General features: G+C 67.6%; 28 protein-coding genes and 3 pseudogenes. 13 read left to right on the top strand and 18 right to left on the bottom strand.

The annotated features are described in order from the left end of the window. The first annotated feature begins 87 nt into the window (after window positions 1-87). From ACSNOD_RS05790 to ACSNOD_RS05780, 3 genes are all read left to right on the top strand, one after another. Entirely contained in the window at window positions 88-297 is a 210-nt protein-coding gene (locus ACSNOD_RS05790; protein ID WP_436765644.1) for a DUF5988 family protein, read from the top strand. Continuing rightward, window positions 294-1,850, top strand: coding sequence for an acyl-CoA carboxylase subunit beta (locus ACSNOD_RS05785; RefSeq protein ID WP_436765643.1), 1,557 nt, complete (start codon window positions 294-296; stop codon window positions 1,848-1,850). The genes ACSNOD_RS05790 and ACSNOD_RS05785 overlap by 4 nt, the downstream gene beginning before the upstream one ends. A gap of 448 nt (window positions 1,851-2,298) precedes the next feature. Beyond that, window positions 2,299-2,922, top strand: coding sequence for an HAD family hydrolase (locus tag ACSNOD_RS05780; RefSeq protein ID WP_436765642.1), 624 nt, complete (start codon window positions 2,299-2,301; stop codon window positions 2,920-2,922). 587 nt (window positions 2,923-3,509) lie between these two features. On the opposite strand, the gene ACSNOD_RS05775 is transcribed toward ACSNOD_RS05780, so the two are convergent. The 7 genes from ACSNOD_RS05775 to ACSNOD_RS05745 all read right to left on the bottom strand — a co-directional run bounded on the left by ACSNOD_RS05775 (window position 3,510) and on the right by ACSNOD_RS05745 (window position 7,287). After that, window positions 3,510-3,683 (bottom strand): hypothetical protein, encoded by a 174-nt coding sequence (locus ACSNOD_RS05775; RefSeq protein ID WP_436765660.1) that lies wholly within the window; start codon window positions 3,681-3,683, stop codon window positions 3,510-3,512. A gap of 60 nt (window positions 3,684-3,743) precedes the next feature. Then, entirely contained in the window at window positions 3,744-3,881 is a 138-nt protein-coding gene (locus ACSNOD_RS05770; protein WP_436765641.1) for a hypothetical protein, read from the bottom strand. A 26-nt stretch (window positions 3,882-3,907) separates the two neighbouring features. Continuing rightward, window positions 3,908-4,216: a hypothetical protein gene (locus ACSNOD_RS05765; protein ID WP_436765640.1), complete on the bottom strand. Its 309-nt coding sequence runs from the start codon at window positions 4,214-4,216 to the stop codon at window positions 3,908-3,910. 182 nt (window positions 4,217-4,398) lie between these two features. Continuing rightward, a complete protein-coding gene (locus tag ACSNOD_RS05760; protein WP_436765639.1) occupies window positions 4,399-4,743 on the bottom strand; it encodes a hypothetical protein in 345 nt (114 codons plus the stop codon). 73 nt (window positions 4,744-4,816) lie between these two features. Then, window positions 4,817-5,302, bottom strand: a complete 486-nt coding sequence (locus ACSNOD_RS05755; RefSeq protein WP_436765638.1) for a WapI family immunity protein — start codon at window positions 5,300-5,302, stop codon at window positions 4,817-4,819. A 495-nt stretch (window positions 5,303-5,797) separates the two neighbouring features. After that, window positions 5,798-6,388, bottom strand: coding sequence for a transposase (locus ACSNOD_RS05750; RefSeq protein ID WP_436765659.1), 591 nt, complete (start codon window positions 6,386-6,388; stop codon window positions 5,798-5,800). Between the two features lie 47 nt (window positions 6,389-6,435). Then, window positions 6,436-7,287 carry an ISL3 family transposase gene (locus tag ACSNOD_RS05745; RefSeq protein WP_436765658.1) on the bottom strand — a complete coding sequence of 284 codons (852 nt, stop codon included), beginning with the start codon at window positions 7,285-7,287 and terminating at the stop codon, window positions 6,436-6,438. A 461-nt stretch (window positions 7,288-7,748) separates the two neighbouring features. Here ACSNOD_RS05745 and ACSNOD_RS05740 point away from each other — a divergent pair, with 461 nt between their 5' ends. Continuing rightward, window positions 7,749-8,411 (top strand): DUF1963 domain-containing protein, encoded by a 663-nt coding sequence (locus ACSNOD_RS05740; RefSeq protein ID WP_436765637.1) that lies wholly within the window; start codon window positions 7,749-7,751, stop codon window positions 8,409-8,411. An 8-nt stretch (window positions 8,412-8,419) separates the two neighbouring features. On the opposite strand, the pseudogene ACSNOD_RS05735 reads toward ACSNOD_RS05740, so the two are convergent. Then, window positions 8,420-9,146, bottom strand: a pseudogene (locus tag ACSNOD_RS05735) (ATP-binding protein). A gap of 85 nt (window positions 9,147-9,231) precedes the next feature. Continuing rightward, the gene (locus ACSNOD_RS05730) at window positions 9,232-10,041 is read right to left on the bottom strand and encodes a Mu transposase domain-containing protein (protein WP_436765636.1); all 810 of its coding nucleotides are present in this window, start codon (window positions 10,039-10,041) and stop codon (window positions 9,232-9,234) included. A gap of 190 nt (window positions 10,042-10,231) precedes the next feature. Between ACSNOD_RS05730 and ACSNOD_RS05725 the strand changes: the two genes are divergently transcribed. Next, a complete protein-coding gene (locus ACSNOD_RS05725; protein ID WP_436765635.1) occupies window positions 10,232-10,504 on the top strand; it encodes a DUF4265 domain-containing protein in 273 nt (90 codons plus the stop codon). Between the two features lie 59 nt (window positions 10,505-10,563). Here ACSNOD_RS05725 and ACSNOD_RS05720 read toward each other — a convergent pair whose 3' ends face one another. Continuing rightward, complete coding sequence (locus ACSNOD_RS05720) at window positions 10,564-11,259, bottom strand: DUF6461 domain-containing protein (protein ID WP_436765634.1); 696 nt, start codon at window positions 11,257-11,259, stop codon at window positions 10,564-10,566. A 210-nt stretch (window positions 11,260-11,469) separates the two neighbouring features. Continuing rightward, window positions 11,470-11,690: pseudogene (locus ACSNOD_RS05715) on the bottom strand (transposase); the annotation flags it as partial. A 12-nt stretch (window positions 11,691-11,702) separates the two neighbouring features. On the opposite strand from ACSNOD_RS05715, the gene ACSNOD_RS05710 reads away from it, so the two are divergent. Then, window positions 11,703-11,981 (top strand): hypothetical protein, encoded by a 279-nt coding sequence (locus ACSNOD_RS05710; protein ID WP_436765633.1) that lies wholly within the window; start codon window positions 11,703-11,705, stop codon window positions 11,979-11,981. An 11-nt stretch (window positions 11,982-11,992) separates the two neighbouring features. Here ACSNOD_RS05710 and ACSNOD_RS05705 read toward each other — a convergent pair whose 3' ends face one another. Further along, the gene (locus ACSNOD_RS05705) at window positions 11,993-12,526 is read right to left on the bottom strand and encodes a CbrC family protein (protein WP_436765632.1); all 534 of its coding nucleotides are present in this window, start codon (window positions 12,524-12,526) and stop codon (window positions 11,993-11,995) included. 205 nt (window positions 12,527-12,731) lie between these two features. On the opposite strand from ACSNOD_RS05705, the gene ACSNOD_RS05700 reads away from it, so the two are divergent. Next, on the top strand, window positions 12,732-13,136 hold the full coding sequence (locus ACSNOD_RS05700; protein ID WP_436765631.1) for a hypothetical protein: 405 nt from the start codon (window positions 12,732-12,734) through the stop codon (window positions 13,134-13,136). Between the two features lie 46 nt (window positions 13,137-13,182). On the opposite strand, the gene ACSNOD_RS05695 is transcribed toward ACSNOD_RS05700, so the two are convergent. After that, a complete protein-coding gene (locus ACSNOD_RS05695; protein ID WP_436765630.1) occupies window positions 13,183-13,449 on the bottom strand; it encodes a barstar family protein in 267 nt (88 codons plus the stop codon). 369 nt (window positions 13,450-13,818) lie between these two features. Between ACSNOD_RS05695 and ACSNOD_RS05690 the strand changes: the two genes are divergently transcribed. From ACSNOD_RS05690 to ACSNOD_RS05680, 3 genes are all read left to right on the top strand, one after another. Beyond that, complete coding sequence (locus ACSNOD_RS05690; RefSeq protein ID WP_436765629.1) at window positions 13,819-15,648, top strand: ATP-binding protein; 1,830 nt, start codon at window positions 13,819-13,821, stop codon at window positions 15,646-15,648. A 387-nt stretch (window positions 15,649-16,035) separates the two neighbouring features. Continuing rightward, a complete protein-coding gene (locus ACSNOD_RS05685) occupies window positions 16,036-16,365 on the top strand; it encodes a hypothetical protein (RefSeq protein WP_436765657.1) in 330 nt (109 codons plus the stop codon). Window positions 16,366-16,578: 213 nt separating this feature from the next. Beyond that, complete coding sequence (locus ACSNOD_RS05680) at window positions 16,579-17,076, top strand: hypothetical protein (protein ID WP_436765628.1); 498 nt, start codon at window positions 16,579-16,581, stop codon at window positions 17,074-17,076. A gap of 25 nt (window positions 17,077-17,101) precedes the next feature. Here the strand turns inward: ACSNOD_RS05680 and ACSNOD_RS05675 are convergent, their stop codons facing one another. Both ACSNOD_RS05675 and ACSNOD_RS05670 read right to left on the bottom strand, forming a co-directional pair. Then, on the bottom strand, window positions 17,102-18,472 hold the full coding sequence (locus ACSNOD_RS05675; RefSeq protein WP_436765627.1) for an ISL3 family transposase: 1,371 nt from the start codon (window positions 18,470-18,472) through the stop codon (window positions 17,102-17,104). 199 nt (window positions 18,473-18,671) lie between these two features. Beyond that, entirely contained in the window at window positions 18,672-19,058 is a 387-nt protein-coding gene (locus ACSNOD_RS05670; protein ID WP_436765626.1) for a hypothetical protein, read from the bottom strand. A 409-nt stretch (window positions 19,059-19,467) separates the two neighbouring features. Here ACSNOD_RS05670 and ACSNOD_RS05665 point away from each other — a divergent pair, with 409 nt between their 5' ends. After that, the gene (locus ACSNOD_RS05665) at window positions 19,468-19,857 is read left to right on the top strand and encodes a hypothetical protein (RefSeq protein WP_436765625.1); all 390 of its coding nucleotides are present in this window, start codon (window positions 19,468-19,470) and stop codon (window positions 19,855-19,857) included. Between the two features lie 200 nt (window positions 19,858-20,057). Here the strand turns inward: ACSNOD_RS05665 and ACSNOD_RS05660 are convergent, their stop codons facing one another. From ACSNOD_RS05660 to ACSNOD_RS05650, 3 genes are all read right to left on the bottom strand, one after another. Beyond that, window positions 20,058-20,390 carry a PCC domain-containing protein gene (locus ACSNOD_RS05660; protein WP_436765624.1) on the bottom strand — a complete coding sequence of 111 codons (333 nt, stop codon included), beginning with the start codon at window positions 20,388-20,390 and terminating at the stop codon, window positions 20,058-20,060. Continuing rightward, window positions 20,387-20,560 carry a hypothetical protein gene (locus tag ACSNOD_RS05655; RefSeq protein ID WP_436765623.1) on the bottom strand — a complete coding sequence of 58 codons (174 nt, stop codon included), beginning with the start codon at window positions 20,558-20,560 and terminating at the stop codon, window positions 20,387-20,389. The genes ACSNOD_RS05660 and ACSNOD_RS05655 overlap by 4 nt, the downstream gene beginning before the upstream one ends. A 1,564-nt stretch (window positions 20,561-22,124) precedes the next feature. Further along, complete coding sequence (locus ACSNOD_RS05650; RefSeq protein WP_436765622.1) at window positions 22,125-23,144, bottom strand: esterase/lipase family protein; 1,020 nt, start codon at window positions 23,142-23,144, stop codon at window positions 22,125-22,127. 879 nt (window positions 23,145-24,023) lie between these two features. Between ACSNOD_RS05650 and ACSNOD_RS05645 the strand changes: the two genes are divergently transcribed. Together ACSNOD_RS05645 and ACSNOD_RS05640 are read left to right on the top strand one after the other, a co-directional pair. Continuing rightward, window positions 24,024-25,046 (top strand): NlpC/P60 family protein, encoded by a 1,023-nt coding sequence (locus ACSNOD_RS05645; RefSeq protein ID WP_436765621.1) that lies wholly within the window; start codon window positions 24,024-24,026, stop codon window positions 25,044-25,046. Window positions 25,047-25,143: 97 nt separating this feature from the next. Continuing rightward, window positions 25,144-25,772 (top strand): annotated as a pseudogene (locus tag ACSNOD_RS05640) (hypothetical protein); the annotation flags it as partial.

The following is a 25,772-nucleotide window of genomic DNA, read 5'->3' as shown; positions in this document are numbered from 1 at the left end:
GGTCTTTTTTTGGCCCGAATTTAGGCAGTGGCGCGAACCTGGCGAGGAGTGACAGATGGCCCGTCCACGTGTCAGGAGGCTTTCGCCATGTCGGACTTCGAAGTGCTGCTGGTCGGCGGTCCGTCCGCCATTCCGGAGGCGGAGCGCGTACAGCTGTCCCCGTCGCTGACAGAGAAGTTCAAGTACCGGTTCGGCGCCCACTACGAACACTTCGTGCACGAAGGCCAGTTCAGCATCGTCGGGGACAAGCGGCTGCCCATCTACCGGTGGACGAGGCGCACCGCCATCGCCGAATGAGTACGCACGCACGCGGACGCGTGGCCGAACTGCACGAGATCCGCGCGCAGGCCGTGGCCGGCCCGAGCGAGAAGGCGACCCAGGCGCAGCACGCCAAGGGCAAGCTGACCGCGAGGGAGCGCATCGAGCTCCTCCTCGACCCGGGCTCCTTCCGGGAGGTCGAGCAGCTGCGCCGGCACCGGGCGACCGGGTTCGGCCTGGAGACCAAGAAGCCGTACACCGACGGTGTGATCACCGGCTGGGGCACGGTGGAGGGCCGCACGGTCTTCGTCTACGCCCACGACTTCCGGATCTTCGGCGGCGCCCTGGGCGAGGACCACGCCACGAAGATCCACAAGATCATGGACATGGCCATCGCGGCCGGGGCCCCGCTGGTGTCGCTCAACGACGGCGCGGGTGCCCGCATCCAGGAAGGCGTCTCGGCCCTGGCCGGCTACGGCGGCATCTTCCAGCGCAACACCAAGGCGAGCGGGGTCATCCCGCAGATCAGCGTGATGCTCGGCCCGTGCGCGGGCGGCGCGGCCTACAGCCCCGCCCTGACGGACTTCGTGTTCATGGTCCGCGAGACCTCGCAGATGTTCATCACCGGCCCGGACGTGGTCAAGGCGGTGACCGGCGAGGAGATCACCCAGAACGGGCTCGGCGGCGCGGACGTGCACGCGGAGACCTCCGGTGTCTGCCACTTCGCCTACGACGACGAGGAGACGTGCCTCGCCGAGGTGCGCTACCTGCTGTCCCTCCTCCCGCAGAACAACCGCGAGAACCCGCCCCGGGCGCAGGCCTCCGACCCCGTCGGCCGCCGCAGCGAGGCGCTGCTGGAGCTCGTCCCGGTCGACGGCAGCCGGCCGTACGACATGACACGGGTCATCGAGGAGGTCGTCGACGACGGCGAGTATCTGGAGGTGCACGAGCGCTGGGCGCGGAACGTCGTCTGCGCGCTCGCCCGCCTGGACGGCCAGCTGGTCGGGGTCGTGGCCAACCAGCCGCAGGTGCTGGCGGGCGTGCTGGACATCGAGGCGAGCGAGAAGGCCGCGCGTTTCGTGCAGATGTGCGACGCCTTCAGCATCCCGCTCGTGACGTTCCTGGACGTGCCCGGCTTCCTCCCGGGTGTCGACCAGGAGCACGGCGGCATCATCCGGCACGGCGCGAAGCTGCTGTACGCCTACTGCAACGCGACCGTGCCGAGGATCTCGCTGATCCTGCGCAAGGCCTACGGAGGTGCGTACATCGTCATGGACAGCCAGTCCATCGGCGCCGACCTCACCTACGCCTGGCCGACGAACGAGATCGCGGTCATGGGCGCGGAGGGTGCGGCCAACGTCATCTTCCGCCGCCAGATCGCCCAGGCCGAGGACCCCGAGGCCATGCGCTCGCGCATGGTCAAGGAGTACAAGTCCGAGCTGATGCACCCCTACTACGCGGCCGAGCGCGGCCTGGTCGACGACGTGATCGACCCCGCGGAGACCCGCGAGGTGCTCATCGAGTCCCTCGCCATGCTCCAGAGCAAGCACGCCGATCTGCCCCTGCGCAAGCACGGCAACCCTCCGCAGTGAGCGGCAGGCGTCACGCCCGCCAGGCGCAGCGGTGCGGTCCGGTCGCCGGGTGCGCCGTAGCGCAGGGACACCTCCGCGCTGCCGGTGCTGGGGAAGTACTCCGGGTAGCGGCGGGCGCGTTCGACGAGCTCGGCCGTCTCCACGCTCATGCCCCGCCCATCGCCACCGCCACTGGCGGCCCACTCCACACCATCGTCCCCGACGGCCCCCGCGCCACCGGCTGGCTCGTCACAACCAGACGACGCCGACGACCTCGCCGACACCCTCATCACCGCCCTGACCAACACCGCAGAGCGCCAGCGGCGCGGCGCCAACGGCCGCTCCCACACCGAGAACGCCTACAGCTGGAGGCGCACCACCGACCACTACATCGCCGCCTACCACCAGGCCGCACCCCGCAGACCCCGGCCTAGCCGCGCTTCCGTCCCTCAGTAAAGGAGTCAGTCCCATGCCCCGCATAGACGGCCTGCTCCTCGACATGAACGGCCTCTTCCGGCACTGGCACAACACCGGCGCCCACACCAGCGAGCAGCGCGCCGGCCTTCCCACCGGCACCATCGCCCGCTACGCCTACGACCACCCGGCCTACCGCCTGGCCAGAGTCGGTGTCCTCACCGACCAGCAATGGGCCGACGACGTCGCCGAGCGCCTGGCCAACGACTACGGACCAGCCACCCGAGACCACCTCGCCCCGTGGCGCGAAGACCGCGGAGAACCCGACCAGACCATGATCGACCTCCTGCGCCGCATCCGCACCCACCTGCCCGTCGGCGTCCTGTCCGACTGCACCGATTCTCTCCATGCAGACCTCGAGCGCCACGGCATCACCTTCGATCATGTGTTCACCTCAGCAGGCCTGGGAGTCGACAAACCCTCCCCCATCGCCTTCCACGCCGCCGAACGCATGGGCCTGCCCCCACACAAACTCGGCTACTTCGACGACGAACCCACCTTCGTCCAAGCCGCGCACACCACAGGCATGCACGCCCGCCTCTTCCAAGGGCCCCGCGCCTTCGTGACAGACCTGCGCGCCCTCGGCCTGAAGGTGACCCCTCACAGCGCACGCACGTAACCTCGCGAGCTCACCCGGTGCTCCCCTTCCAGGAGCACGCCCCACCCGGCAACGGCGTGCCAGCCGACGCGGGGGCCGATCAGCTCGGGCAGGGACATCGCCGCGCAGCCTTCGCAGCTCGCTGCCGATTGTTTCGTCGTCGCCGTCTGGTTCAAAGCCCTGATACTCAGGGTGTGCTGTCTAGGTAGTCGTTCTCAGATCGAGAACGCCGGCTTTTGCCACCAAGGGGCTGACAGGTGCGGCCATCAAACTCGGTGACCCGAACTTCAAGGTGTATTCGACTCACCACAAGGACACTGAGCTCACAACGCACTGGCTGGCCGCCCATATGGGCGGCCAGCCAGTGCGTTGCCCATCAGCTGATCACAGTGGTGGAGACTACAACCGCCGCTGCAACCGCCGCGGCTACGGCCTGCTCGTCGGACGTCTTGCCTCCCATAGTCCGCCATCCGGTCTTCCTGTAGACCTTGGAACCCTTGGCGTCCCTGAGGCCAGAATCCTTGCGGTCACGCTTGGTCCTCTTGAACAACAACTCACTTCTCCTCACCGTAGGCATATGGACGCTCTATATATGGTCGCAAAGTTGATCATATGTGCACAACGGCCAGGACTCGCTTGGCTTCCTTCTGGCCCGGGGTGAGCTTGTGGGTGCGGCTGCCGGTGTAGCCGGTGACGATCACGGGGGCGAGGATGTCGTTGTCCAGGCCTCGGAAGCCAAGGTCGGCCAGCGCCCCGAGGCCAGCGGCCTGCAGGTGGGCCAGGATGTGGTCGTGGCGGGCAGCAGTGTTGTCGTGGGTGCGGCCGGGCCGGGCAGCGGATAGCTAGATCAAGCGCCCGTTCTCATCGGTCAGGGCAAGAAAGTGCAGGCCGTGGCTGCGGTGCTTGCCGGAGTAATTTCGCCGGTCGGCCTTGCCGGTGCGGCGCTGGGTGCGGATGAGGGTGCCGTCGATCAGGACCACTTCCCCGCCCTGCTTGGCGGCCTTCTTCAGGGCGCGGTCCAGGCGGGCGCCTGGGCGGCGAGCAGTCCGACCAGCTCGTCGCGCCAGCGGCGGACGGTGGATTCGGACACGTTGTTGCCGCCGGCCATGTCAGCCAGGCGCTGGTCGTGGCGTAGTACGGCCAGGACGATCACCGCGACCTTCCCCGGCGGCAGGATTCGCCATCGGGACCGGATTGCCTTCAGACGGCGTCGCAGCAGGTCAGTGAGGTGGTTGACGGTGCGCGTGGACAGTGGCAGACGGCACTGGTAGACAAGTGGACAGGTGTCCTCGGTGCGTTCTTTGGTATTCGTCACACAATTCCAACGGCCGTCGGGAGCGCCTTCGTTACGCCCGTGCCGGTCCGCTCCGAGTAGTGGCTTTCCTGGTCACAGGCGGGTGGTGAACCGACCGTCGGGCAGTTTGCGGAGCCAGCCGCGATCGACGAGTCTGACGAGCTTGCTGCGTAGCGGTTCCAGCTTGGCCTTCACGCTGACGTTCACCCCACCACCTCGCCGACCTCGCGGGCCATGACCGGTCCGCCGGCCTGCCGCACGGCGGCGATGACGCGCTGATAGTCCCACGGCAGCGAGTCCTCCTTCACGCCCGATTCGCGGCGCGGGATCAGCATCACCGCCCGGCCGCCCACCTGCCCGGGCACCGGGCCGGCGGAGGCGCGTTCCTCGGCGAGCTGCCCGGTCATCCGTTCAAGCACGCGCTCGGCGACTGCGAGTTCGTCCCGCTCGGCTCGCACTTCCGCCAGCTGTTTGGCCAGCTGCTCTTCGAGTTCGTCCAGTTCCGCGCGCCGCGCGGTTATCCGTTCCAGCAGTTCGGGATCCAGCATGCACCGGATCGTAGAGGGGTACCCGACCCCAGCAGGTAGGAATCGGTTGTCCGGGGAGTGCCGGGTGGCTGGGTCAGCGGGGCGGGAGGGAAGCCAGAGAGAGGTCCCACTCGTCAGCCGCGTGCAGCAGCGCTGCGGCGTCCAACCTGACCTCCACGACGTACTGGTAGATGTCAGCCCCATCATCGCCCTGTTGCCACGGAGGTGCCGCCTTCAGAGACAGATGAACGCGGATCACCGTGGTCCCGCCCTCAATTCGATGGGCGAGGCTGAAAGCCACGACCGGCTCGATGAACCACGTGTCCGGCGACAGCTCGCCTTCGGCATCAGGTTCGATGACGTCCACCGTCCCTGCGGCCACCGCGCGCAGCCACGCGGACACCTGGCGGGCCTCATCGGTGAGCAAACACGGATCGGCGAAGGACCACTTTCCCTCAGGAGTCGCCACCGTGCCCTCAATGACCAGCCAGTTGTCGTCGTACGAGTCGCCCCGAGCGGTGGCGAACTGATAGCGCACTGGGCGGAGGTCGACACCGCTGGAGAGATCGTTCAGGAGCACTGGGCCAGGATGTCATGCGCTGGCCAGCAGCGGACTGCGCCCCCAGCCCAGGTGCACGGGCCAGAGCGCCGCCCCTGACTCCGTTTCGGAGACAATCCCGACCCCTGCCCGACGATCTTCTCGATGGGCTCCCGCCCACGACCAGCACGAGCACCCAAGGATCGACCACACCAGCACTTGGACCTGCGGATTCAGGTTGGCAGCAGCTCACGGCAGGCCATCAGGCCGACGGTGGAAGCCCTACCTGGCCCGTCGGCATGTTCGCGGGCTGTGCATCGGCCCTCGGGTGACTATTGGTCCGATGTGACCGTTCGATGGGTGCTGTGACCATGGACACGCTGCTTTCGGCGGACTGTATGAGAGCCAGCGGGGCGGCGGTTTCGGGAGCCGCTTTCGTCCATTCGTGATGGGGACGGCCTGCGTCACTGGTCCCTGATCGGCGGCGAGAACGGGCTCTGGTTCAAGTTGTGTGGGCAGTGAAGCTGCGTGTCTGTCTCAGGCGAGGAGCACGCGCTTGCGGAGGAGCGGGAGACCTGGGCGGCCGTACATCTGGCGCTTGAGCATCTTGATCCGGTTGACGTGTCCCTCGACCACCCCGGAGCTCCAGGGCAGGGTCAGCCCGGCGGTGACCGCTTTGAAGTCCTGTTCAAGTCGGTTGGCGAAGGTCAGGAGGCTGGGCAGCGGTTGGCGGCGGACGCCGGCAATCCATTGGGGCAGCTGTTCACCGCGGCGGTGGGTGAGCATGACGGCGAACGACCGCACGTGCCCGGCGAGGATGTTCAGTTCCGGGCAGCTGGCGAGGATCAGCTTGAGGTGCTGCCACTGGGTCTTGTCGAGGCTGTCGGGGTGGCTGAGGAGCCAGCTGGTCACGGTCCGCGGCGCGAGCACGGGGGCGCCGGGCTGGCCGACCTTCCGCAGCCGGCGGACGTAGTCCCGGAGGAGTTCGTAACTGCCCGTGTACCCGGCTTCCTTGAGCTCGCGGTAAAGCTGGTGGCCGTTGGTGCAGCCTTCACTCCATCGCTGGTGGATGTGGTGTTTGTGTTCGTCGGACTTGCTGGGGCGGTTCTGCCACTGTCCGTGCAGCATGGCCTCGGCAGTGGGTGCTTTGGCGTACCGGGCGATGGTGTTGCGCGTCACGTCGAGTTCCCGTGCGGCGGCCCGCTGGCTGTAGCCGCGGGCCAGGAGCCCGTGGACGAGGGCGTGCTTGTGGCGGGTCCGTTCCACGAATCGATGGGATCTTTCACCGGGTGGGACGGATGCCAGGTCCTGCTCGTCGGTGCTGCAGGACGTGTCCGTGTCGGGTGGGCCAGCGGTGAAGGCCGTGGCGCGAAGGCATGCGCGATGCCGGGCGACGCACCGCTCGGCGGCCTCGCCAAGGTTGTGCCCGACATGCCACCGACCAGCACATTGGATGGCGGCGGGGGCGCCGAGCCGTGCCCTTCTGCGTAGCAGGTCGCACGGTCCCGGCAGATCACAGCGATCCCTCGGTGCTCTGACAGCCAGTCTGCGAAGCTGTCCATGTCACGGTCGGGCAGCAGGTCCAGCGGCCGGTGCGTCTGGCCGTCGACCAGCACCGTGCCGTAGACGTGGCCCTTGCGGAAGGCGAAGTCGTCGACGCCCAGGATCGTCGGTGTCACCACCTCGGGGTCGGGAAGCTCGGCCACCGTGCGCAGGATGGTGTAGCGGCTCACCGCGATGCCGAGCTTCCCGGCGAGCCTGGCCCCGGCACGGCCGGCCAGGGCCAGCCCCAGCGAGCTGAAAGCCTGCCGCAGGCGTTCCGTCCTGTGGGCATGCCGCCGCGTCAGCCCGGCGATCTGCTCCACGAACGTCCGTCGCGGACAGCCGTCCTGGACGCAGACGAACCGACGGACCCGCAGGCGGAGCACGACCGCCTGCCCCATGCTGGGTAAGTCGTCAGGAAAGCGCAGGTAGGAGCCGTGGAGGCGGGCGGACCAGCCCCCGCATGCCGGACACCTCGCGCCCACGGCCGAGCTTCGCGCTTCGACTCGCAGTACCCTGTCGCTCGGCTCAACCGCGAGCACCACGACATCCGGGACGCCTGGGAACAGCACATTTGGCTCAAGAGATCGCGCACATGCCACGGCGCAGGACTGTCGCCGACCCTCAACTGAGGAGGAACGAGTTCCGGACAACCTTCAGCACGAGGTGATCAGCCCCTCGGCTACGGACCGTGGCCGGCCCACACAACTTGGACCAGAGCCCGAGAACGAGAGCCACCTCTACGGGGTGACTTCCGTCGGCGTGCTCGGCGAAGTGGGGAGTGTCAGCGGGCTCGATACGGTTGGAGCCGATAGCTTGTGGCTCCCGGGCTCTGCCGGTCCGTGTCCCTGACAGGCGCGGTCTGGAAGGGCCCGGCCTCGTGCTCAGGGTCGCCAGACCGTGCTGGCCGCGGGCGTGTCGTAGGGGTGACCTAGAGTCCTGGCCCATGACGACCCTGATGATCGATGCAGGCCCAGTCCCACCGGATTCCCTGGTCACCCGGACCGGTGGCAGACCACTGGCCCCTCCCGGCACCGAGTGGCCTTCGTGTTCTTCCTGCGGCGGACCTCAGCAATTCCTGGCCCAGGTAGTCCTGGATGACGTCAGCGATCCCGCTGGTAAGGAGACCGCCCCGGGCCGTGGGACCCTCGCGCTGTTCGCTTGCCAGAACGACCCGGGCATGTGCGACGACTGGGCTCCGGACTCGGGCGGGAACCGGGCACTTCTCTTCCCGCCCGAAGGCCTTCAACCGCTGCCGTTGCCTCAACTTGCAGAGGAAGTCGACGAGGACGTCTTGACCCTCGGCGCGGTCCGCTCGATCACCCAGGAACCCACGGAGGCGGCGGACTACGACCGAGCCCGAGAAGTGTGGGCTGAGAAGACGGGCCGGCCGGAGTCCGACGTGCTCGGGCAGCTCGGCGGAGTGCCCTCGTGGGTCCAAGGGGACGAGACTCCGTCATGCCCGTCATGCGATCGCCCAATGCCCTTGATCGTCCAGCTTGAGGAAGGCCCCGATCACCGCACGTCGATGAACTTTGGCGGCTGCGGCAGCGCGTATGCCTTTGCGTGCGAACCTTGCGCTCACGCCGCCTTCCTGTGGCAGTGCTGAGCGGACCTTCATCCGTCCCGGCGTTCCGCTTCAGTGATCCGGAATCGGTAGGACTCGGCGCCAGTCTGGATGAGGGTGCAGCGGAAGGTGATCCGGTCGGCGATGGCCGCGCAGAGCCGTGGGTCACCGAAGGCCTTGTCCCACTCGACTCCTCACGCTCGGTGAAAATCTGGAACAGCAGCTTCGCGCCCTTTTTGTCCAGGTTCAAATACCCGAACTCGTCCAGGCAGAGGAGGTCGACCTTGCTGTAGCGGGCGATCACCGACGAGAGGCGGCGTCCTGCCTCCGCCTCGGCGAGCTCGTTCACGAGGGCTGAGCTGGTGGTGTAGCGGACGAACAGGCCAGCCTCGGCGATCGCGGTGCCGACCCCGATCAGCAGGTGGGACTTGCCGGTGCCCGAGTCACCGATCAGGACGAGCGGGCGGCCCTGCTGGACCCAGGACGGGGACTTGAGGTCGACGGCCTCGGGGCTGACGTTGGGGTTCTTGTCGTAGTCGAAGTCCTCCAGCCGCTTCGGACGTGGGAAGCGGGCGGCGCGGACGAGCCGCTGCTGGCGGCGGACGTCCCGGTCGGCGATCTCGACTTGGAGAAGGTTTAGGAGGAACTGCTTGTAGGTGGCTTGTTCCCGGCGGGCGGCGGTGGCCAGCTCGCGAACCGTTCACGGAAGGCCGGCAGTCGCAGGTCCCGGCAGGCTTCGTCGATCAGCGCCTCCTCGGGATCGCCCGGCAGGGGCATCCGCCGGGCCGGGACCTGGTCGGTGGCCTCTTCGGCCTGGGTGGCGGTCATGCGCTCGTGCTCTTCCTCGTGCTGGTGGTGTTCTTCACCGGCAACAGCAGCCGGTCGTACTTCGACATGTCCGGCAGCGCGGAGCGGGCGTCGGCCGGCAGTCGCCGGGTGTGCAGGGAGATACCTTTGCCCCTTCCCCGGCCGACTCCGCGGGCTCGTGGCCGTCGGTGGTCGCTGCGTCGTCCGCCTGTTCGTCGGGGGTGTCGAGGTCGCTCTCGTCGGTGTCCTCGATCGCCTTGCGGGCCTCGATCGCGACGAGATCCGTGCTGATCGAGCCGATCCTCACGACCGTGCCCATCCCGGCGATCACCGCGTGCGCGGGCAGCTGACGGTGCAGCAGCAGGACCTCGATCAGCAGCCGGGTTCCTTCCCGGTCCCCGCACTTCTTCTTCGCCGCCGCCCAGAACGCCTCGTGGGTCTTGGTGAATCCGTCCTCGGCGCGTGCTTGCGCGAGTGCGGAGGCGCCGGCGAAGGCACCGGGCTTGACCAGCAGGATCTCCAAATAGTGGTCCAGGATGTCGTGGAAGGTGTAGCGGCGGGTCAGCCTGGGATGGCGGGCCACGACGAGTCGGCCGTCGTAGATCCACAGTTCGTTCGCCCGCAATTTCACCCGTACCTTCAGGCCGATGAACTTCGCAGGGACCGAGTAGTAGCACTGGCGGACGGTGACCCGGCCGTTGCGGTGGAGCACCGGAGTTAGGTCGATGCCGCAGTCGTATCCGTCCGCTGGCAGAGGCTGCAGAAGGGGACGTTCCTGCTCGAAGTCGAAGCCGATCGAGGTCGGCCGGCCGTGGACATGCCGGGCGTCTTCGTCCGCGTCGATCGCCGCGAGGCGCTCGTTCAACTCAGCCAGCGAGTCGACCTCGGGCGGCGGGACCAGGTGCTTGCGCCGGAACCGGCCACCCTCGCGCTCGACGCCGCCCTTCTCGTGGGCGCCTTCCTCGCCAGGGGTGCAGTAGAACGCCGAAAATCCATACCAGGACCGGAACGCAGCCCACCGGGCCGACTCGGTGCGCGTCTGCTACCTCGACGTGGTGACCATCGACAGCAACCACCTGGTGACCTCGGTGGTGCAGAAGTCCGGCCACCGGACCCTGCGCGTCGCGCTCGTAGCGGAACACCAGGACCGGGGTCAGCTGCACGAGCTCCTGCACGGCAAGGGCGTCGAAGCCGCCCTGCCACGCGAGTGGCTTCAGGGCACCTACCTCTCGGTGGACCTGCCACCCGGCACCGACCCGGCAGCCCTCGTGGAGACACTGGAAGCACCCGCCCAAGCCAACGCCCTCCACTGGGAGATCGACTCCTGACCTCACTCGAACGCTCATTCCGTTAGAGGTTCTTAGCCGCTGTTTGGCACCCGCCGCCGTTATGGTTTTCGTCGCTCGTCGGTGTTCTGCGTGAGCTGCAATCCGTAGCCGGTCGAATGACGGGTCGATGGGGAAGGCAGGGTGTGGTCCTGACTGCTGTCGCGCAGAAACACAGTGAGCAGTGATCCCTGGAAGGTCTCATTATCGACTGCCACTCCCGTATAGGCCGTGATTGTCTGCATCACGGGGAGCCAACCCCAGAGCTCCTGGCCGTTCACCGTGCGACGTTCCTCGATAGCGTCCCACCATGAGCGTGACACATCAGGCCGCGGTCCGAAACCAGGTCGGAATCGTTCGATGGGTCGACTGTCACGCCAGTATTGGAAGTATTGCTTACCGAGTGCATTCTGATGGAGACTAAACGTCTCAGTATCGCGGGAAACCCGGCTCAGGGCAGTGCTCATCGCTCCGACGTGCCCCAAATCCTCAAGGCAGAACGACCAGTCACCGTTCGAACCGAGACGCAAGACTGTCCCCGCGATTCCCTCCTCTCCCATCTGATGCTGAATAACGTCTGCATTCCGAAAATTCAGGATTTGCACTTCCGCAGGATCCGCCCCGTACCGGGTGAGAACCTCCGTCGGCGTGACACCTCGGATGTAGGTCAAGCACCACATGAGTTCGTTGTCAGCCCAGGAAATCGACCGGCCTGGGTCCGCCGAGTGGTCGTTCACCGTGTCCTCCAGGTGGAGCACTGGGGTCAGGATTATGCCCTGGCCCCAGTGCAATGAAGTGGTGTGGATCCCCGGCCCCGATCAGGGTTTGAATTTCAGGTCGAAGAATTCTAGGTCGAGCACTCGGTTTTCTTTCCAGAAATCCCCGACTTTGCCGCCGGCTGATCCGTTTGCTTATGCGGACATGTTGGCACGCACGCACGGTTCGTGGCCAGTGAGAGGCTTGTCAGCGCGAGCCTGGATGTTGTCGTGGTCGTAGCCGCGGTCACCGAGCACGACGTCTGGGCGGCGCCGGGGCCGGCCGCGCTTGCCCGGCACCGGTGGTACGGCCTGGAGCAGGGGGATGGCTGGGTGACGTCGTTGCGATTGCCACCGGTCAGCGTGATCGCGAGCGGGATGCCGGTGGCATCAGTGATCAGGTGGTGCTTGCTGCCCGCCCTACCCCGGTCGAGGTGGCGCTTGGCGTGCACAGCATCGACGAACCCTGGGCCTTCTGGCCCGAAAACGACTTCAGCCGCTGGCCCTGCGAGTATCGCGGCATCTCCAGCTCCCTCACCTGGGCAGCCGAGATCGAGCGCAACACCCCGGCCGGCTCGACTCCCGTCGAAGAGTTCTTCCGCCTCCTCGACGCCCACCGAAGCGACGCGGTACAGAATCCGGCGCCCAGCACTGGGACTTCTGGTGAGACTGATCGACTTTTCAGGATGGGTGCGGACCCTTTGAAGGGAAGGGGCGGGTGCTGAGCTGGGCCGGGCTACGAAGCGTCGGCGTAGGCGAGATGGGTGCCGCAGACGGTGCAGCGGAAGAGCATGGCACTCGCCCCCTGCCCAAGGTGAGTCAGGAAGCTCTCGAGCCGGGATGCGTCGTGCCAACCACCCATCCGAAGGTCGAGTCGAAGCTGGTCGAGTGCCTCGGGGTGGGCTGCCAGCTCGGTGTAACCGACCTCGCCGATGAAGGCGGCCGCGTCGTTACAGTGGACAAGCCAGTGCGGATCCTGCCAGGCGTGGAAGCCGGGGGTGCGGCGGGTGACCTGCTCCGCGGTCTCCTCGCTGACACCGTCGAGCCCGTACGCGTCGGTGAATTCACCCTCGAATCGTTCAGCGGCACTGCCGTTGGCGATGCACCAGGGGCAGAATCTCCCACTGACATCCAGGGGCGTATAGAAAGTGGCGGTGTAGATCCACCCCGTGGTGCGCCCGCAGCAAGCGCAGGTCTCGGCGCTCTCGCGGACGGACCCGCTTGCGACGGGATCAGGGTGGTAGCGGAAGTGGGGCAGGTCGGTACTCACTGGTGAGCCTGCCGCTGCGTGGAGAGATCCGCCTCAACGTCGGTAACCTGTGCGTCGGCGAGCATGCCCGTAAAACTCATGGGTCGCAGTCTCTCCGCAAGCAGGCCCGTGATCAAGCGGTGAGTCGAAGCGGGCGTTCTCCAACCGGTGTCCTTGGCTCCTGATCAGACCTACTCGCCCTACAAGTCGTCCTCGAAAGGTCACCATGAGCTGGGACGTGCTCCTCCTCCGCCTGCCCCACGACTTCACCTCGGTGCAGCAGATCCCCAACGACTACAACCCCGCCCCGATCGGCAGCCAGCACGACGTCGTCGCAGCCATCACCCAGGCCGTTCCCGACTGCGACCTCTCCGACCCCACCTGGGGCGAACTCCTCGGACCCACCTGGTCTATGGAACTCCACATTGGCTCGGAAGACCCGGTCGACTCGATCATGCTCCACATCAGAGGCTCCGGCGACGACGCGCTCACCTCAGTCTTCCGGCTTGCCGGAGCCCTCTCGTGCGAGGCCTTCGACTGTGCGGAAGGGGCCCCGATCGCTCCGGGGCAGACGTCAGGCTGGCATGCCTTCCAGCAATTCCGCGACCGTGTAAGCGACAACTCGCAATGACACCGAGCTGGACAAGGCTCACCTCATGACGAGCGACGGCCCAGAACTACTGGTCGTAGACGACGCTGAACCCTTCAGTGGTCGTCTCGTACCTGACCAACTGTGCGCGGAGCGCAGCCGCGGCGAGAGGCGCTCGGCGTTCCAGTTCTGCCCAGCGGATGAAACGCAACATCCGGGGCATCTCGTCGAGTCCCGTGATCGCATCCCAGAATGCGGCCCAGTTCATGCCGTAGAAGGCGGGGAAGCCAAGCTCTCGCTTCAGTACGTCGTGAAGGTCGCGGTCACTGCTGACTGCCCCTACATCGATCACCACACTCTGAGGCACCTCTGATTCCGGCTCCTCAGAGGATCCCCAGAAGGACGGGAGCCACCAGCACAGAACCGATGGGTTTGCGGGCCAGGGGCGATGCGTGTCGCTCCTCCAGTCCTCGAAGAAATCCACGGCCGGATCGATGGGACGCCAACCGGGATCAAGCGGCTCATCGTCCGCCGACGGCCGGGCGAACCGTCTGCCACGCTGGTCACAGGCCCCGTAGGCTTGGAAGTTCTGCTGAGCTGATGGCGCTCTTTGTCCTCAGGTGCCGCTCTACAGGTGGCCAAACCTGCTCAGGTGATCTCCCCACCCTTTGCGTGATCCTTGTCGGCGTGTCGAACTGGTGTCGGCGTGTCGTGGAGAGCCTGCGTGGGCACGGAGTTCGGCCTGTTTGAAGGGCCCTGGATGCTCACCTGGGAGGAAGACGTGGATGCTCACGCACTGCGTCGCCAGGGCTGGTCGATCTCGGCGATCGCCCGGCACCTGGGGCACGACCGCAAGACGATCCGCGCCTATCTGAACGGCGAGCGAGTCTCCGGATATCGCCGTCAGCCGCCGGACGCGTTCATGCCCTTCTTGGAGTACTGCCGCCAACGGCTGAGCGATGACCCCCATTTGTGGGCCTCGACGCTCTTCGACGAAGTGGTGGAACTGGGCTATGCAGGCGGGTACTCCACGTTCACGCGAGCCTTGCGGCGATACAAAGCACGTCCGCACTGCGAACCATGCCGGGCTTCGAGCGGCCGAGACGTGGCGATCATCGCGCATCCTCCGGGCGAAGAGATCCAGTTCGACTGGGTTGAGCTCCCCGACCCACCAGCGGAGTGGGGCGTCGGTGCCAACGCGCATCTCCTCGTCGGTGCCCTGGCCCACTCGGGGCGATGGCGGGCCGTGCTCGCGGAGGCAGAGACCTTCCCGCACCTGGTCCAGGCCATCGACGCCGTGCTTCGGCGCCTGGGCGGAACCGCTCGGAGGTGGCGCTTCGACCGGATGGCCACCGTCTGCCACCCGCCGACCGGACGGATCCTTCCGGCGTTCGCCGCCGTCGCGAAGTACTACGGAGCCGGCGTCGACATCTGCCCGCCCCGGCGGGGCAACCGCAAGGGTGTCGTCGAGAAGGCCAACCACTCAGCGGCCCAACGCTGGTGGCGAACCGTCGCCGACGGCATCAGCATCGAGGCAGGCCAGAACGGCATCGACAAGCTGGCCTTGCCGATGGACAGCCGCAAACGCAAGATCGACGGAGCCTTGACCACAGTCGGCGCGCTCGCCGAGGCCGAGCCGCTGCTGGACCTGCCGACCCGTCCGTTCCCCGCCGAGCTGGAGCAGACCCGCGTCGTCAGCCCGCAAGGACTCGTCTCCTTCGCCAGCAACCACTACTCCGTCCCGCCCGGGCTGACCGGTGCCCACGTCCTCGTCCGGATCCGGCTCGGCGAGGACGACCTGCATGTGGTCACCGCTGGCCGCGCGGTCATCGCGCACCATCGCCGGGCACCGGACGGGGCCGGGCAGACCATCCGGGACGCCGGACACGTCATCGCCCTCGAACGAGCCGTACTCGCTTCGTTCTCCGACAAGGCGCCCTGCCGCACCAAGGTCCGCCGGCCCCCATCGGCCGCGGCCCAAGCTGAAGCCGAAAAGCTTCGCGGCCGACCTGAATCAGACGTCGCGAACCGGGTCGTGATTGACCTGGCCACCCTGCGGTTCCTCGACAACGCCTCCAACGTCCTGCTGGTCGGCCCGCCTGGCGTCGGCAAGACGATGCTGGCTGTCGCACTCGCGCGCTCCGCGGTTGACGCCGGCCACCGCGTCTACTTCACCACCGCCGCCGAACTCGCGGCCAAGTGCCACAAGGCCGCCCTCGAAGGCCGCTGGTCGAGCATCATGAGGTTCTTCGCCGGCCCCCGCCTGCTCGTGATCGATGAACTGGGCTATCTCCCGCTGCCGGGCGATGGCGCTTCGGCCCTCTTCCAAGTGATCAACCAAAGGTATCTGAAGTCGAGCACGATCCTCACGACCAATGTCGGTATCGCCGACTGGGCCGACGCTTTCGGCGACGCGACCGTTGCCGCCGCGATGCTCGACCGGCTCCTGCACCGCGCCGCCGTGGTCGGCATCGACGGACCGTCCTACCGGCTCCGCTCTCACCAGTCCCACGCCGACAACCTCCGCAAAGGGGTGACCGGACGTGCTGGCTGAATTCCGGGAGTGCCCCATCTGCTGGACGTCATTCCAGGTCAACCGCAATGCGGCGGCCCGGCACACCTACTGCACCCCTCGCTGCAAAGCAGAGGCCGCTCGGCGCCGACGCCGCGAACGCGACGAAACCGCTGACGTCGCTGAAAGCGAACCGATGACGCCAGCGTCGCCAGACCCGACCCCACTCGCCCCCACGGCCGTCCGGAACTGCCCGCACTGCGACAAGCCCGTCACCATCGTCGCCCTGCTGGCCACTCCCGAGGCCGCACGACCCACCATCCCAGCAGCAAGCCGGGACGTGATCCCCATGCGCAGAGGCTGAGACCGTCAGTCGGCAGGACACGATCAGTCGCCGTTCACTACTGTCGCTTCGGAAAGGATGTGGACATAGCACTGGTCAAAAAGGGATCCCGGCTCATCACCGTCGACGGCACCACCTACCGGTGGCGACTCCGCGGACGGCCGACCTACGACCAGGGACTCGTCCGGTCACCCCTCACCTACGCGGTCGAACACGGCGACACTCCCGGCACCACGCTGGTGGTCACCACCAACCAGCCGCACCCGAGCGACTGGTTCGGAACCCAAGGCCGCCCGATCCTGCCCGGCCAGGTCGCTGACAGCATCCGCACCGCTCTCACCGACGGCTGGACGCCCGAGAGCCCCGGCTCGCCATTCCACCTCGACCGGTCAGCGGGCTTCGTCTCGTCTCACTGAATCGCCACGCGCTCAAGGACTCACCGACCCAGCGATCGGTGAGTCCTTCTGGTTCCCGCTCCCCACTTTCCCCAGTTGGTTCACTTCGTGAACCAACTGGGGCGAAGAGCAGCAGTGGGGAAATTCGGGCTCTGACCGGAGTTCCGTGAACTCTTCGGTATGTTCTTCCGGATTCGTTGAGGCTGGGTCTCTCCGGGGTGGAAGAGGTTGATCGTGGCTGATGGGCGGCTTGACGCCGAGTGGGTCCGGCGCTGGTGCGAGCAGGCGGATGAGGCGGTCACGGAGTTGATGCAGGTGTTTCAGGCACGGCATGGCTTCCCACCCGGCAGGAACGTGGTCGTGCTTGCGACGGAGGAGAGTCACAAGGCAACGGACGCGCTGGTGGAGCTGACGCCGATCCCTGCGGACCTCACCACGATGTACTGGGTGATCGACGAAGTCTCCCTGCCCGATGTGGAGAACGGCTTCTTCATCCACTCTGCCTCGACGGTCGCGAGCGACTTCCGAGAGTACGGGTGCATCCAGATCGCTGGGGAGGAGCCTGCTTTGGTGTTCGCCAGCGACGGCGGCGGCCGTCTCTTCGCGCTCGCGGGTTCCGGGCGAGTCTGGCGGTCGAGCACCGCCTCCTGGTTCGACCAGTTCGACCTTGATGCAGCCAGCCTTCAAGAGCTTCTCGAAGGACTGACTCGACGGATCAGCGAGCAGTTCTGACCAGCAGCCGAACTGCTCAGTTGGATCACGGTCGGGTCAGGACACGGATTCGGAGGAGCCGGAAGGATGCCCGGCCATACATGGCTCTCTTGAGCGTTTTCACCCTGTTGACGTGGCCTTCGACGACTCCGGAACTCCAGGCGAGGGTCAGCCCGGCGGTGACGGCGTCGAGGTCGCGGCGGAGGAAGCCCGCGAAGCCGCTCATCGGCTTCGGAGCGTCTTGCTCGGCCTGGCGTATCCAGTCGTGCAGGAGCTGACCACGCTGGTGACGGGCCAGGTCAGCAAACGCTCGGGTGAGGTCGCAGGCGCGGGCGATGTCCAGGCAGGCGAGGCGGACTTCCAGAAGTCGTTGTCCCTGGCTGTCGGTCAGGTTTTCGCGCGGGCGCATGATCCACGAGGTGATCTTGCGTGGGCTCGGGATGTCGGCGCGGACGGGTTCGGCGTTGCCGGCGCGGAGGGCGGTCAGGTGTTTGCGTACAACTTGGCGGCTGCCCCGGTAGCCGCGTTCGCGGATCTCCAGGAACAGTCTGCTGCCGCTGACCTGGCCTGATGTCTCGGTGAAGCGGGCGTTGAAGTAGGGCTTGAACGGCTCCAGCACGCCGGCGGGGCGTCGTTCGCGGGCGGAGGCCAGGAGCTGGTCGAGGTCGGTGTCGCGAAAACGGCGCACGGTCTTGCGGTCCAGGTTCAGCCTTCGGCCGATGGCGCTAATGGTCCAGCCGGCATCGACGATCCGGCGCACGTCCGCGTGGCGGTGCCGGGTCCGCTCGATGATCTGCGTCAGGGGAAGGGTCGGTGGCGGGAGTTCCAGGAGCACGGGCTGCGGGGGCGGGGGTGCCTCGTCCTCGATGCGTTTGCGCAGGCAGTTTCGATGCTGATGGCAGGTCTTCTCGACCGCGGCGGACAGGTTCTGCAGCAGGTGCCAGCGGTCGGCGACCCCCAGGGCATGTGGAGCGTCCTCCTTGATCGCTCGTGTGTAGGCGGTGGCCCGGTCCCGGCAGACGATCTCCGCGCCGGGATGCGTGCGCAGCCAGTCTGCGAATGTCTCCGAGGTGCGGTCGGGCAGTACGTCCACGACCCGTCCGGCCTCGACGTCGACCAAGACGGTTCCGTAGGTGCAGCCCTTGCGGAAGGCGAACTCGTCGACACCAAGCACCCGCGGTGCACGCTCTGGCACTGCCGGGGCTTCCAGCAGCTCCAGCAACTTGCTGCGGCCCGCCGCCAAGTGCAGGCGACGACAGAGCCCTTCACCGGCCCGGCCGCCGAGCTCGACGGCGACCGCCCGCAGCCACTGCTTCACGCCGAGACTTGAGCGCCGGTACCGCTCGCTCAACCCGCTGACCTGCTCGACGAAGGTCCTCCGCTTGCAGGACGCCCGGTCGCAGAAGAACCGCCTCACTTAAAGCCTGACCTGCAACTTCCGTCCGGATAACGGGCGCTCGGCCAGCCCTCGCTCATAGGAGGAGTGCACCCGCCGGGCTCTCGCCCGGCATGTCGGACACCGCGGTGCTGGGCCGCAGGCCACCGCCGACACGACCAACGCGTCCGCGGCGAACACCAGCTCCTCCAACCGCACGTCGATCTGCGGGAACAGCACATCATCCAGCGAGCAGAACCCCATGACCGGGAGATCCCCTGCCGAATCGTTCCCGCACTCCTCCACTGACCTGCGGATTCACGGAACTCCGGTCAGAGCCAAAATTCGAGATCGGCATCAGGTCATCCCTACTCGTGAACACCCCCACGATGTCGACGGTGTCATCCAGCACCAGGGGGTGCGTGTCGGCGAGGAGGGCGTCGGCCAGCCCGGCGATTTCCTCCGCGCTTTCGGCCTTGGCGCGCAGAGCGATGAGGAAGCCCGCAAGGCTGGCCTGCGGGGCGTTGTCACTGATCACCTGGCGCATGGCCCACGCGGTGCCCTCGGCCCTCCGGTTCTCGCGGCGCAGCAGCTGTTCGGTGAGGGTGGTCCATCGGGGGGAGGTCATCGCGGTCTCCGGGCAGCAGAGGGCGGCCGACTCAGCGCTCGGGGAGCGCGCATGTGTGCATCGGCGTGCAGGGCTCCAGCGGGACTCTCAGCCTAGTGACCGCCGGCCATGCCGGGGGCCGTTGATGGCTAACACCACCGATGTGCCGCCGCAGGGGTACCGCAGCCCCGGCCATTTGCGACAGAGTAATGTGCGGCGAATGAGCAGATCACCGGCGCCATCGGGACAAAAGTCCGCGACCATCCGCATAGCCACCGCCCTCGCCTTGGTCGCTCCCGTGCTTGGCCTGACAGCCGCGTGCGCGACGAGCACCGCCTCGACGCCGCCTGCTCCTGTCACGGCCTCCCCTACTCCCGTGGCGAACCCTGCCGCTTCTGCGTCGGTGGCTCCGGGTCTGTCTCCCGGCGCGGTGAAGACAGCGCACGACTTCATCAAAGCCCTCACCGAGTACGACGCGCGTGACGGCGCCGACCAGTCCTTCGATGATGCGTCGCTGCGGGCGGCCAAATACGCCACCGGGTCGCTGGCCGAGTCCCTGGGGAAGCCGCGAACGCCCAGCCCGGACGCCGACTGGGCCGAGCTGCGCAAGGACCAGGCCTTCTTCACCACCGAAGTCACCAGCATCGACGTGCCCGTGGACCTCGCCCCGCCAACGCCCTCCATAGTGCACGTACGGGTTGCCTACCGCAGGATCCTCACCAGCAAGTCCGCGGAGCCACGGCACAGCTCCTTCGAGGTGTCACTCCGCCTGAACCTCACCGACGCCGGCTGGCGTGTCGCCGGACTCCGGACTCGTTGACGTCGCCCCGGCGCTGCGGTAGCCATGCGCCCAGATCGTATGAGCGGGCGCTTGTACCCGTGGCCGGATACGGAAAGGCCGCTCGTCCGTGGCTATGGCGGATTGACCACCGGTCACCAAACGCCCGTGGGCCGGACGCCAGGGCATCACGGTCACACCGTGAGGGCCTCACGGTCCCGCAGCTCTCGGCGACGCCCGACTCAGGTCGTGGGGATGACGTAGGCGCGGGCGAAGTGGGTGCCGATGACGGCTTCGTGGAGGTGGCCGGCGATCGCTCGGTCGCCTTCGACGCCCATGACGACGTGGAGGTGGACGGAGCCGTTGCAAATTTCGCCGTTTCCACTCATTTCGCCGGGAAGGTCGTATGTGGTGACGTTGTCCTTGAGTGCGTCGTCTGCGGACATGGTGGAGACGGTGAAGGAGTCGGCGGCTCCGATTAGGGACGCGATCGCCGCGTTGGTGATGCCGGCTGCGGCGGCCTGGCGATTCAGCGTGTCGACGAGCTCACCCGAGCGGATCTCAAAGACGATCACGTGGCGCTTCCTCCGGTGATCGGGGCCAGTTCTCGCAGCATGGCGTGGAAGAGGGGTGCGTTCGGGATGTGCGGGCGCAGGTCGCCCAGGGTGGTCCAGCCCCATGAACGGTAGAGGGCGTGGACCTTGGGGTGGCTCTGGTCGACGAGGAGCGTGGGCCCAGTCGGCAATCCGAACGCTCGTCATCAGGATCGCGCTCCTCCAGCGGCACCAGTGCTGCCTGCAGCACGCCCGCGGGCACAGGGACGCTCCACACGGCCGCGAGAGAGCCCACCGCCTGCTCGGCCGTCGAGGCCAGAGCGCCCTGCGGATGAGGGAACTGAGCGGCCGGCCCAGCGGGCGCTCACGGTGAGACCGAGGGAACGCGGATGTTGTCCGAGCAGTCCGCCTCACCCGGCGGGCGCCCGCGCCTGCCGAAGCCAGCTGTCCGCGTGAGCCGACTCCGCTCTCAAGGGCTGGGTCAGCCACCGCCCCCGTGGGCGCTCTACTCGCGGAAGGTGGCTCAACCGCCGCGCCGGCGCTGAAGCCTTGGCAGCAGTCGAAGACCGACGTTCGCTTGCCCCTCGTACTGCGCCAGGCGCCCACCAGCTTTGTTCCACCACCCGTCAGACCTGCCCTGTCGGCGCGTGTCTGGCCGTCCGATCCCTCCGTGCATATCCCATTCCTGGCGCCGGACCCCATTTTCGGCATCGGCTACGGTCCAGCAGGGGCGCGACACCCGGCTGCCATCAGCAGTGGGCCGGAGCATGGACAGGCGCCGCCCACTGCCTGGCTTTCAGGGTCTACTTCCTCTTTCAGGCCTGCGCGACTCCGAAGATGACGAAGGTCAGAATGACGATTCCGAACAGCAGCTAGAGAGGGACGCCGTCGAGCCCCTTGTAGGCGAGTACGTCCGCATCGGTGGCTGATTGCACGAGAACTCCTTCGTTGGAAGCACAACCGAGGGTTCGGATCTAGCTCGGGGAGGCGCAGGACCCGCAAAAGCTGTTCACCGCGACAGTTCCGCAGGGGCTGACGACCCAGCTGTGCGACGACGTCAAAGCGCTCGACCACCACCTGCCCCCACACATCACGGAACCGGCGCGGAAGGTCGCCGGCGTGCCGAAGATGCCACAGCCAGCCCCCGGCGTGACGGTAAGGCCGCGGCGGCGGCCAGCGGTGCGCCCGCGAGCCGGGCGTCCTGGGCTGTCACCGCTGTCCCTGGGGCTCGTGACGTACGAGGGCGCTCACCCCGTGTCGCTGCGAGACGAGCACCGCTCCTCTGAGCCACAGAAGATTCGGTGGAGGGCACCGGCAGTCGCTGCCCTTCACGGCTGCTCGAGCTATCGAGCAGCGCTTTCCATCTGCTGGCGCCTGTCACGCAAGGACAACCAGGTGGTCAGATTTCCAAAGATCAGGGTCATGGCGATAAAGATCCAAACCATCATGCCGTAACGCTACATCCGGTGTGAGAGGTTCAGAAGCCCTGCTCGTGCTTGTACATCGCGTGCAGATGCCCAGCCCAGACGCGGCCTATCCAGCACTGAACCGCTGCGCCATGCTCGCCGACGGCGGTTCCACCCCGCCCGAACGCACGGCGTACCGGGCGTACGCCGACCGCTGCCAGCCGCACAGCGCAGATACAGCGCGTATTGCCCCTGTCGGACCCAACAGGGGCAATGCTTGGGCGTAGGTGTGACGGCTCCGGGTCTCCTCCGTGGTGGAAAGGGGAGCCCGGAGCGTTAAAGACCTGGCTTACCAGGCGCGTGACCAGTACAGCGCGTTCATCGCGGCGCGGGCCGGGGCAGCGCCGTTCCTGACCGTCTTCCAGCCGCTGCCGTTGTCGTACTGCTGCCGGTAGGTGCCCTTGAGGGTGATGTTGATGGTGCTGTGTCCCAGCCCTTGGCCGGACTCGTACCGCACCCGGTGCTTGACCCCGTGCATGCCGTCGACGGACGACCTGGGGCTTACCTGCGCGTCGTCGTACCCGCCGATGAGTGTCCAGTCGGTGCCACCCTGACCCTGTGGTGCGCTGTTCCCCAGCCACCGCATGAAGCCGGAGCCCGGCTTCATCTGCCGGCACTGCCGGACTGAGTAGAGCACCGTGCCAGCGCACCATGTGGCGGAGTCGGAGCCGGCGTGGGGGGTGCTGATGGTGACGACGTCCTCGACGAACAGGTACTTCGGGTATCCGGGGAGTCCTCTTTGGACGCCGGTCAGCGCGGAGCGGGCGATCAGGCCGCCCATCGAGTGGGCCACGATGTCGACCGACTGCCCCTTCTTCGAGTAGTTGTCGTGGATGTGCCGGGCCAGCTTCAGGCCGAGGGTGGTGATGGCGGTGTTCTGGTCGCCTTCGGCGATCCGGGTGTCGCAGTCGATGTGGTCGCCCGCATAGAAGCCCACCATGCGGCGGTCCCCATTGTTCGTGGCCCAGCCCTCGTTTCCGAGCGCATCGAGCAGGGGCCCCCAGTAGTTCCTGCAGCTCACACCCGGCGTCGGGCTGGGCCAGGGGTCCAGGCCCTTGATCAGGTAGACGGGCTTGTCCTTCGAGTTCGTTTTCACCGGTGTCGCGGGTACCGGCTTTTTGTGGGCGCCCTTGGCCATGTCCGGCGCGGCGGTGAACACGCCGTTGCCCTGAGCGGCGCCGCCTGCGGCCGGAGCTGCCTTTGATATCAAGCCGACAGGCCGTTCGCCCGAGGACGGGTCGTTGGCGGCCGCTGCGATGCCGCCCGCCGCCAGGACGGCGGCACTCGCACCGCTGATGATGTTGCGCACTTTTCTGGTCATGGCAAGGCGCACGTCGATCCCCTGTCGAGGTGAGTGAGTCGATGTCCAGCGCGCCCGGTGCGGACCAGGTTTTCTCGAGGAAACCTGCCGTTACCGGCGCCGCCCGCCGTGTTCCGAGAATGAAATGAGTGACCGTCAGGGAGCGGCCCTATGCCTCCTGGCAGAGGCGAGCCGGCGTGCTCTGACCGGCCCGGCGGGGATGGTGACAACACCTTCAACCGCCGGCCGGGTGTCCGGCAAGAGATCACAGTGTCCGCGCTCGTCTGGGAGTGTCCGAGCAGGTCGGACGGTGTCCGTTGTCGTCCGTCCGACCGGCAGGGCCTACAGGCCGTCCCTCACGGCGCGGCTGTTGTGACCATGATCGGGCTTTGGGTGACCACCGCACCTGGGGCCCGCGAGAGCCCACATAGAGGGCGCGCTGGGGGCGCGTTGCCGGCAAGTCCGGCCGGTCCTCGTCGACGAAGGCACCGGTCCCATTTTCCGGAGGGTCATTCTCGCGCCGGACAAGACGATCACGGCACCCTTCCGCGGGAAAATGCCTGAGCCCCGCAGAAACAGGCCGGACGGCCATCGGGGAACTTTTCGCGTAGGCCCTGCGCTGAGCTTCAGATCACCAGGCGGAAGGGCGCCGGTGTCCTGGCGGCTCTTCGCCTCTTCGCCGAGCAACGGCGCTCTCCACCGTTGTACAAAGACCGCCGCTTGCTGCCCGGCCTGGCGCCCGGGCCGTCCCAGGGGGCCAGACACCTGTCGTGACCTGCGCAGACGCCCCCGGACAGTCCCGGACAGCCAGAGATCTTGTGAGACACCGGCATGCGGCAACAGCCTCGCTGCGTCCCCAGCCGACGCTCCCATCGCAGGAGGCTTTCGATGTCACGCCACGCCAAGCACGCCAAGCGCTCCGCACGCCGCTCCCCCATATGCCGCGCCGTGCACCCGACCGCGCCGGCGGCGGGCCGTCGCCCCGAGGCGGTGATCCTGTCGGTGATGGGCCGGGTCAGTGCGCTGTCCCTGCTGGGCCTGCTGTCGGTCATGCTCGGCGCGGTCCTGGCCCTCCAGGGGCCCGCGGCGGCCGACACCCCGCACACGAACATGACCACTGCGCCCGCCCCGCGTACCCCGCACGCGGCCCAGCCCCACCTGCCGATCGCCCCCGGTGAGCCGGCGCCGAACCCGGGCCTGCCGCCCGTGCCCAAGCCGGAACGGCCCAAGCCCGAGCTGCCCAAGCCCGAGCTGCCCAAGCAGCCGGCCCCGAAGCCGAAGGACCCCGGCACGCCCAAGCCCAAGCCCAACCAGAAGCCGAAGCCCGGGCCGAAGGCGCCGCAGCAGGCGACGCGGGAGATCACCGTCCGCTGGGGCGACACCCTCTCGACGTTGGCCACGCGGCATCACACCACCGTCGTGACGCTGCAGCGCCTGAACCAGCTCGGCGCCTCCACCCTCATCTACGCCGGCCAGACCCTTCTCGTCCCCACCGGCAAGGACAAGGCTCCCGGCGGGAAAGAGCGCAAGCCCCGCTCGCCGCAGCGGCCTCCGGCCGGTAAGGACCGCGCCGCCAAGGCGGTCGCATTCGCTCACGCCCAGCTCGGCAAGCCGTACGTGTGGGGCGCCACGGGCCCGAACGCCTACGACTGCTCCGGCCTGACCCAGGCCGCCTGGAAGGCCGCCGGCGTGCACATCGACCGCACTACCTGGCAGCAGATCACAAACGGCAAGACCACCACCCGCGCCCAGCTCGTCCCCGGCGACCTGGTGATCTCCAACGGTGGCCGTCACGTGGCCATCTACATCGGAGGCGGGCAGGTCATCCACGCCCCCGGGCGCGGCAAGACCGTCCGCATCGCCTCCCTGCCCCGCGACGTCGTCGAGCACGGCTACCGGCACATCGTCTGAACCGGCCGGCAGGAACCCTCCGATCCGGGTGCGCCCGACCGTATCCCGCCGCCACACTGACTGCGTTCGACAACGTGAGCGAGCAGGAGGAACTCGTATGGAGACCGGCCCCGACCCGAGTCCGGCCACCACCCCGGCAGAATTCGTCACCGCCTTACGCCAGTTACGGCTGTGGGCCGACCTCAGCTACCGCCAGCTCGAACGCCGCGCCGCCGACGCCGGCGACGTCCTTCCCCGCGCCACCATCGCCGGCGCCCTGGCCCGCGACGACCTCCCCCGCGAAGAACTGCTGACCGCCTACGTCCGCGCCTGCGGCGCCACCCCCCAGACCGTCGAGACCTGGCTGGCCGCCCGCCGCCGCATCGCCATCACCACCGAGGCCGCAGATCCGCAGGACGCCGCCACCGGGCCCCTGCCCGCTGCCGAGCACGCACCGCCGGCCCAGGCCACCGAGCCGCCCGACGAACCGGGCCTCGCCCCCATCCGGCCCCAGCCGGCCGAGACGCAGTCGCCCCCCGGCGATGAAAACCTGGCGGAGGCCGAGGAGAAGCCGGCACCCCCGGCCGCGAAGGCCAAGCGGCGGGCGGCGCGGCGCCGGTCCGCCTTGCTGGTCGCCGTCATCGCCGCCGCCCTCGCGCCGCTCGCCGTCTGGCTCTGGCCCTCGCACGGCTCCCGCCAGGCCGAGGAGCCCGAGCGGACGCCGCCGATCACCAGCAGCCCCATCCC

This window comes from Streptomyces sp. URMC 123 (assembly GCF_051386515.1).
In the GTDB taxonomy this organism is placed as follows: domain Bacteria; phylum Actinomycetota; class Actinomycetes; order Streptomycetales; family Streptomycetaceae; genus Streptomyces.
The sequence above is the reverse complement of the archived record's forward strand: the minus strand, read 5'-3'. Positions and strand labels throughout refer to the sequence as shown.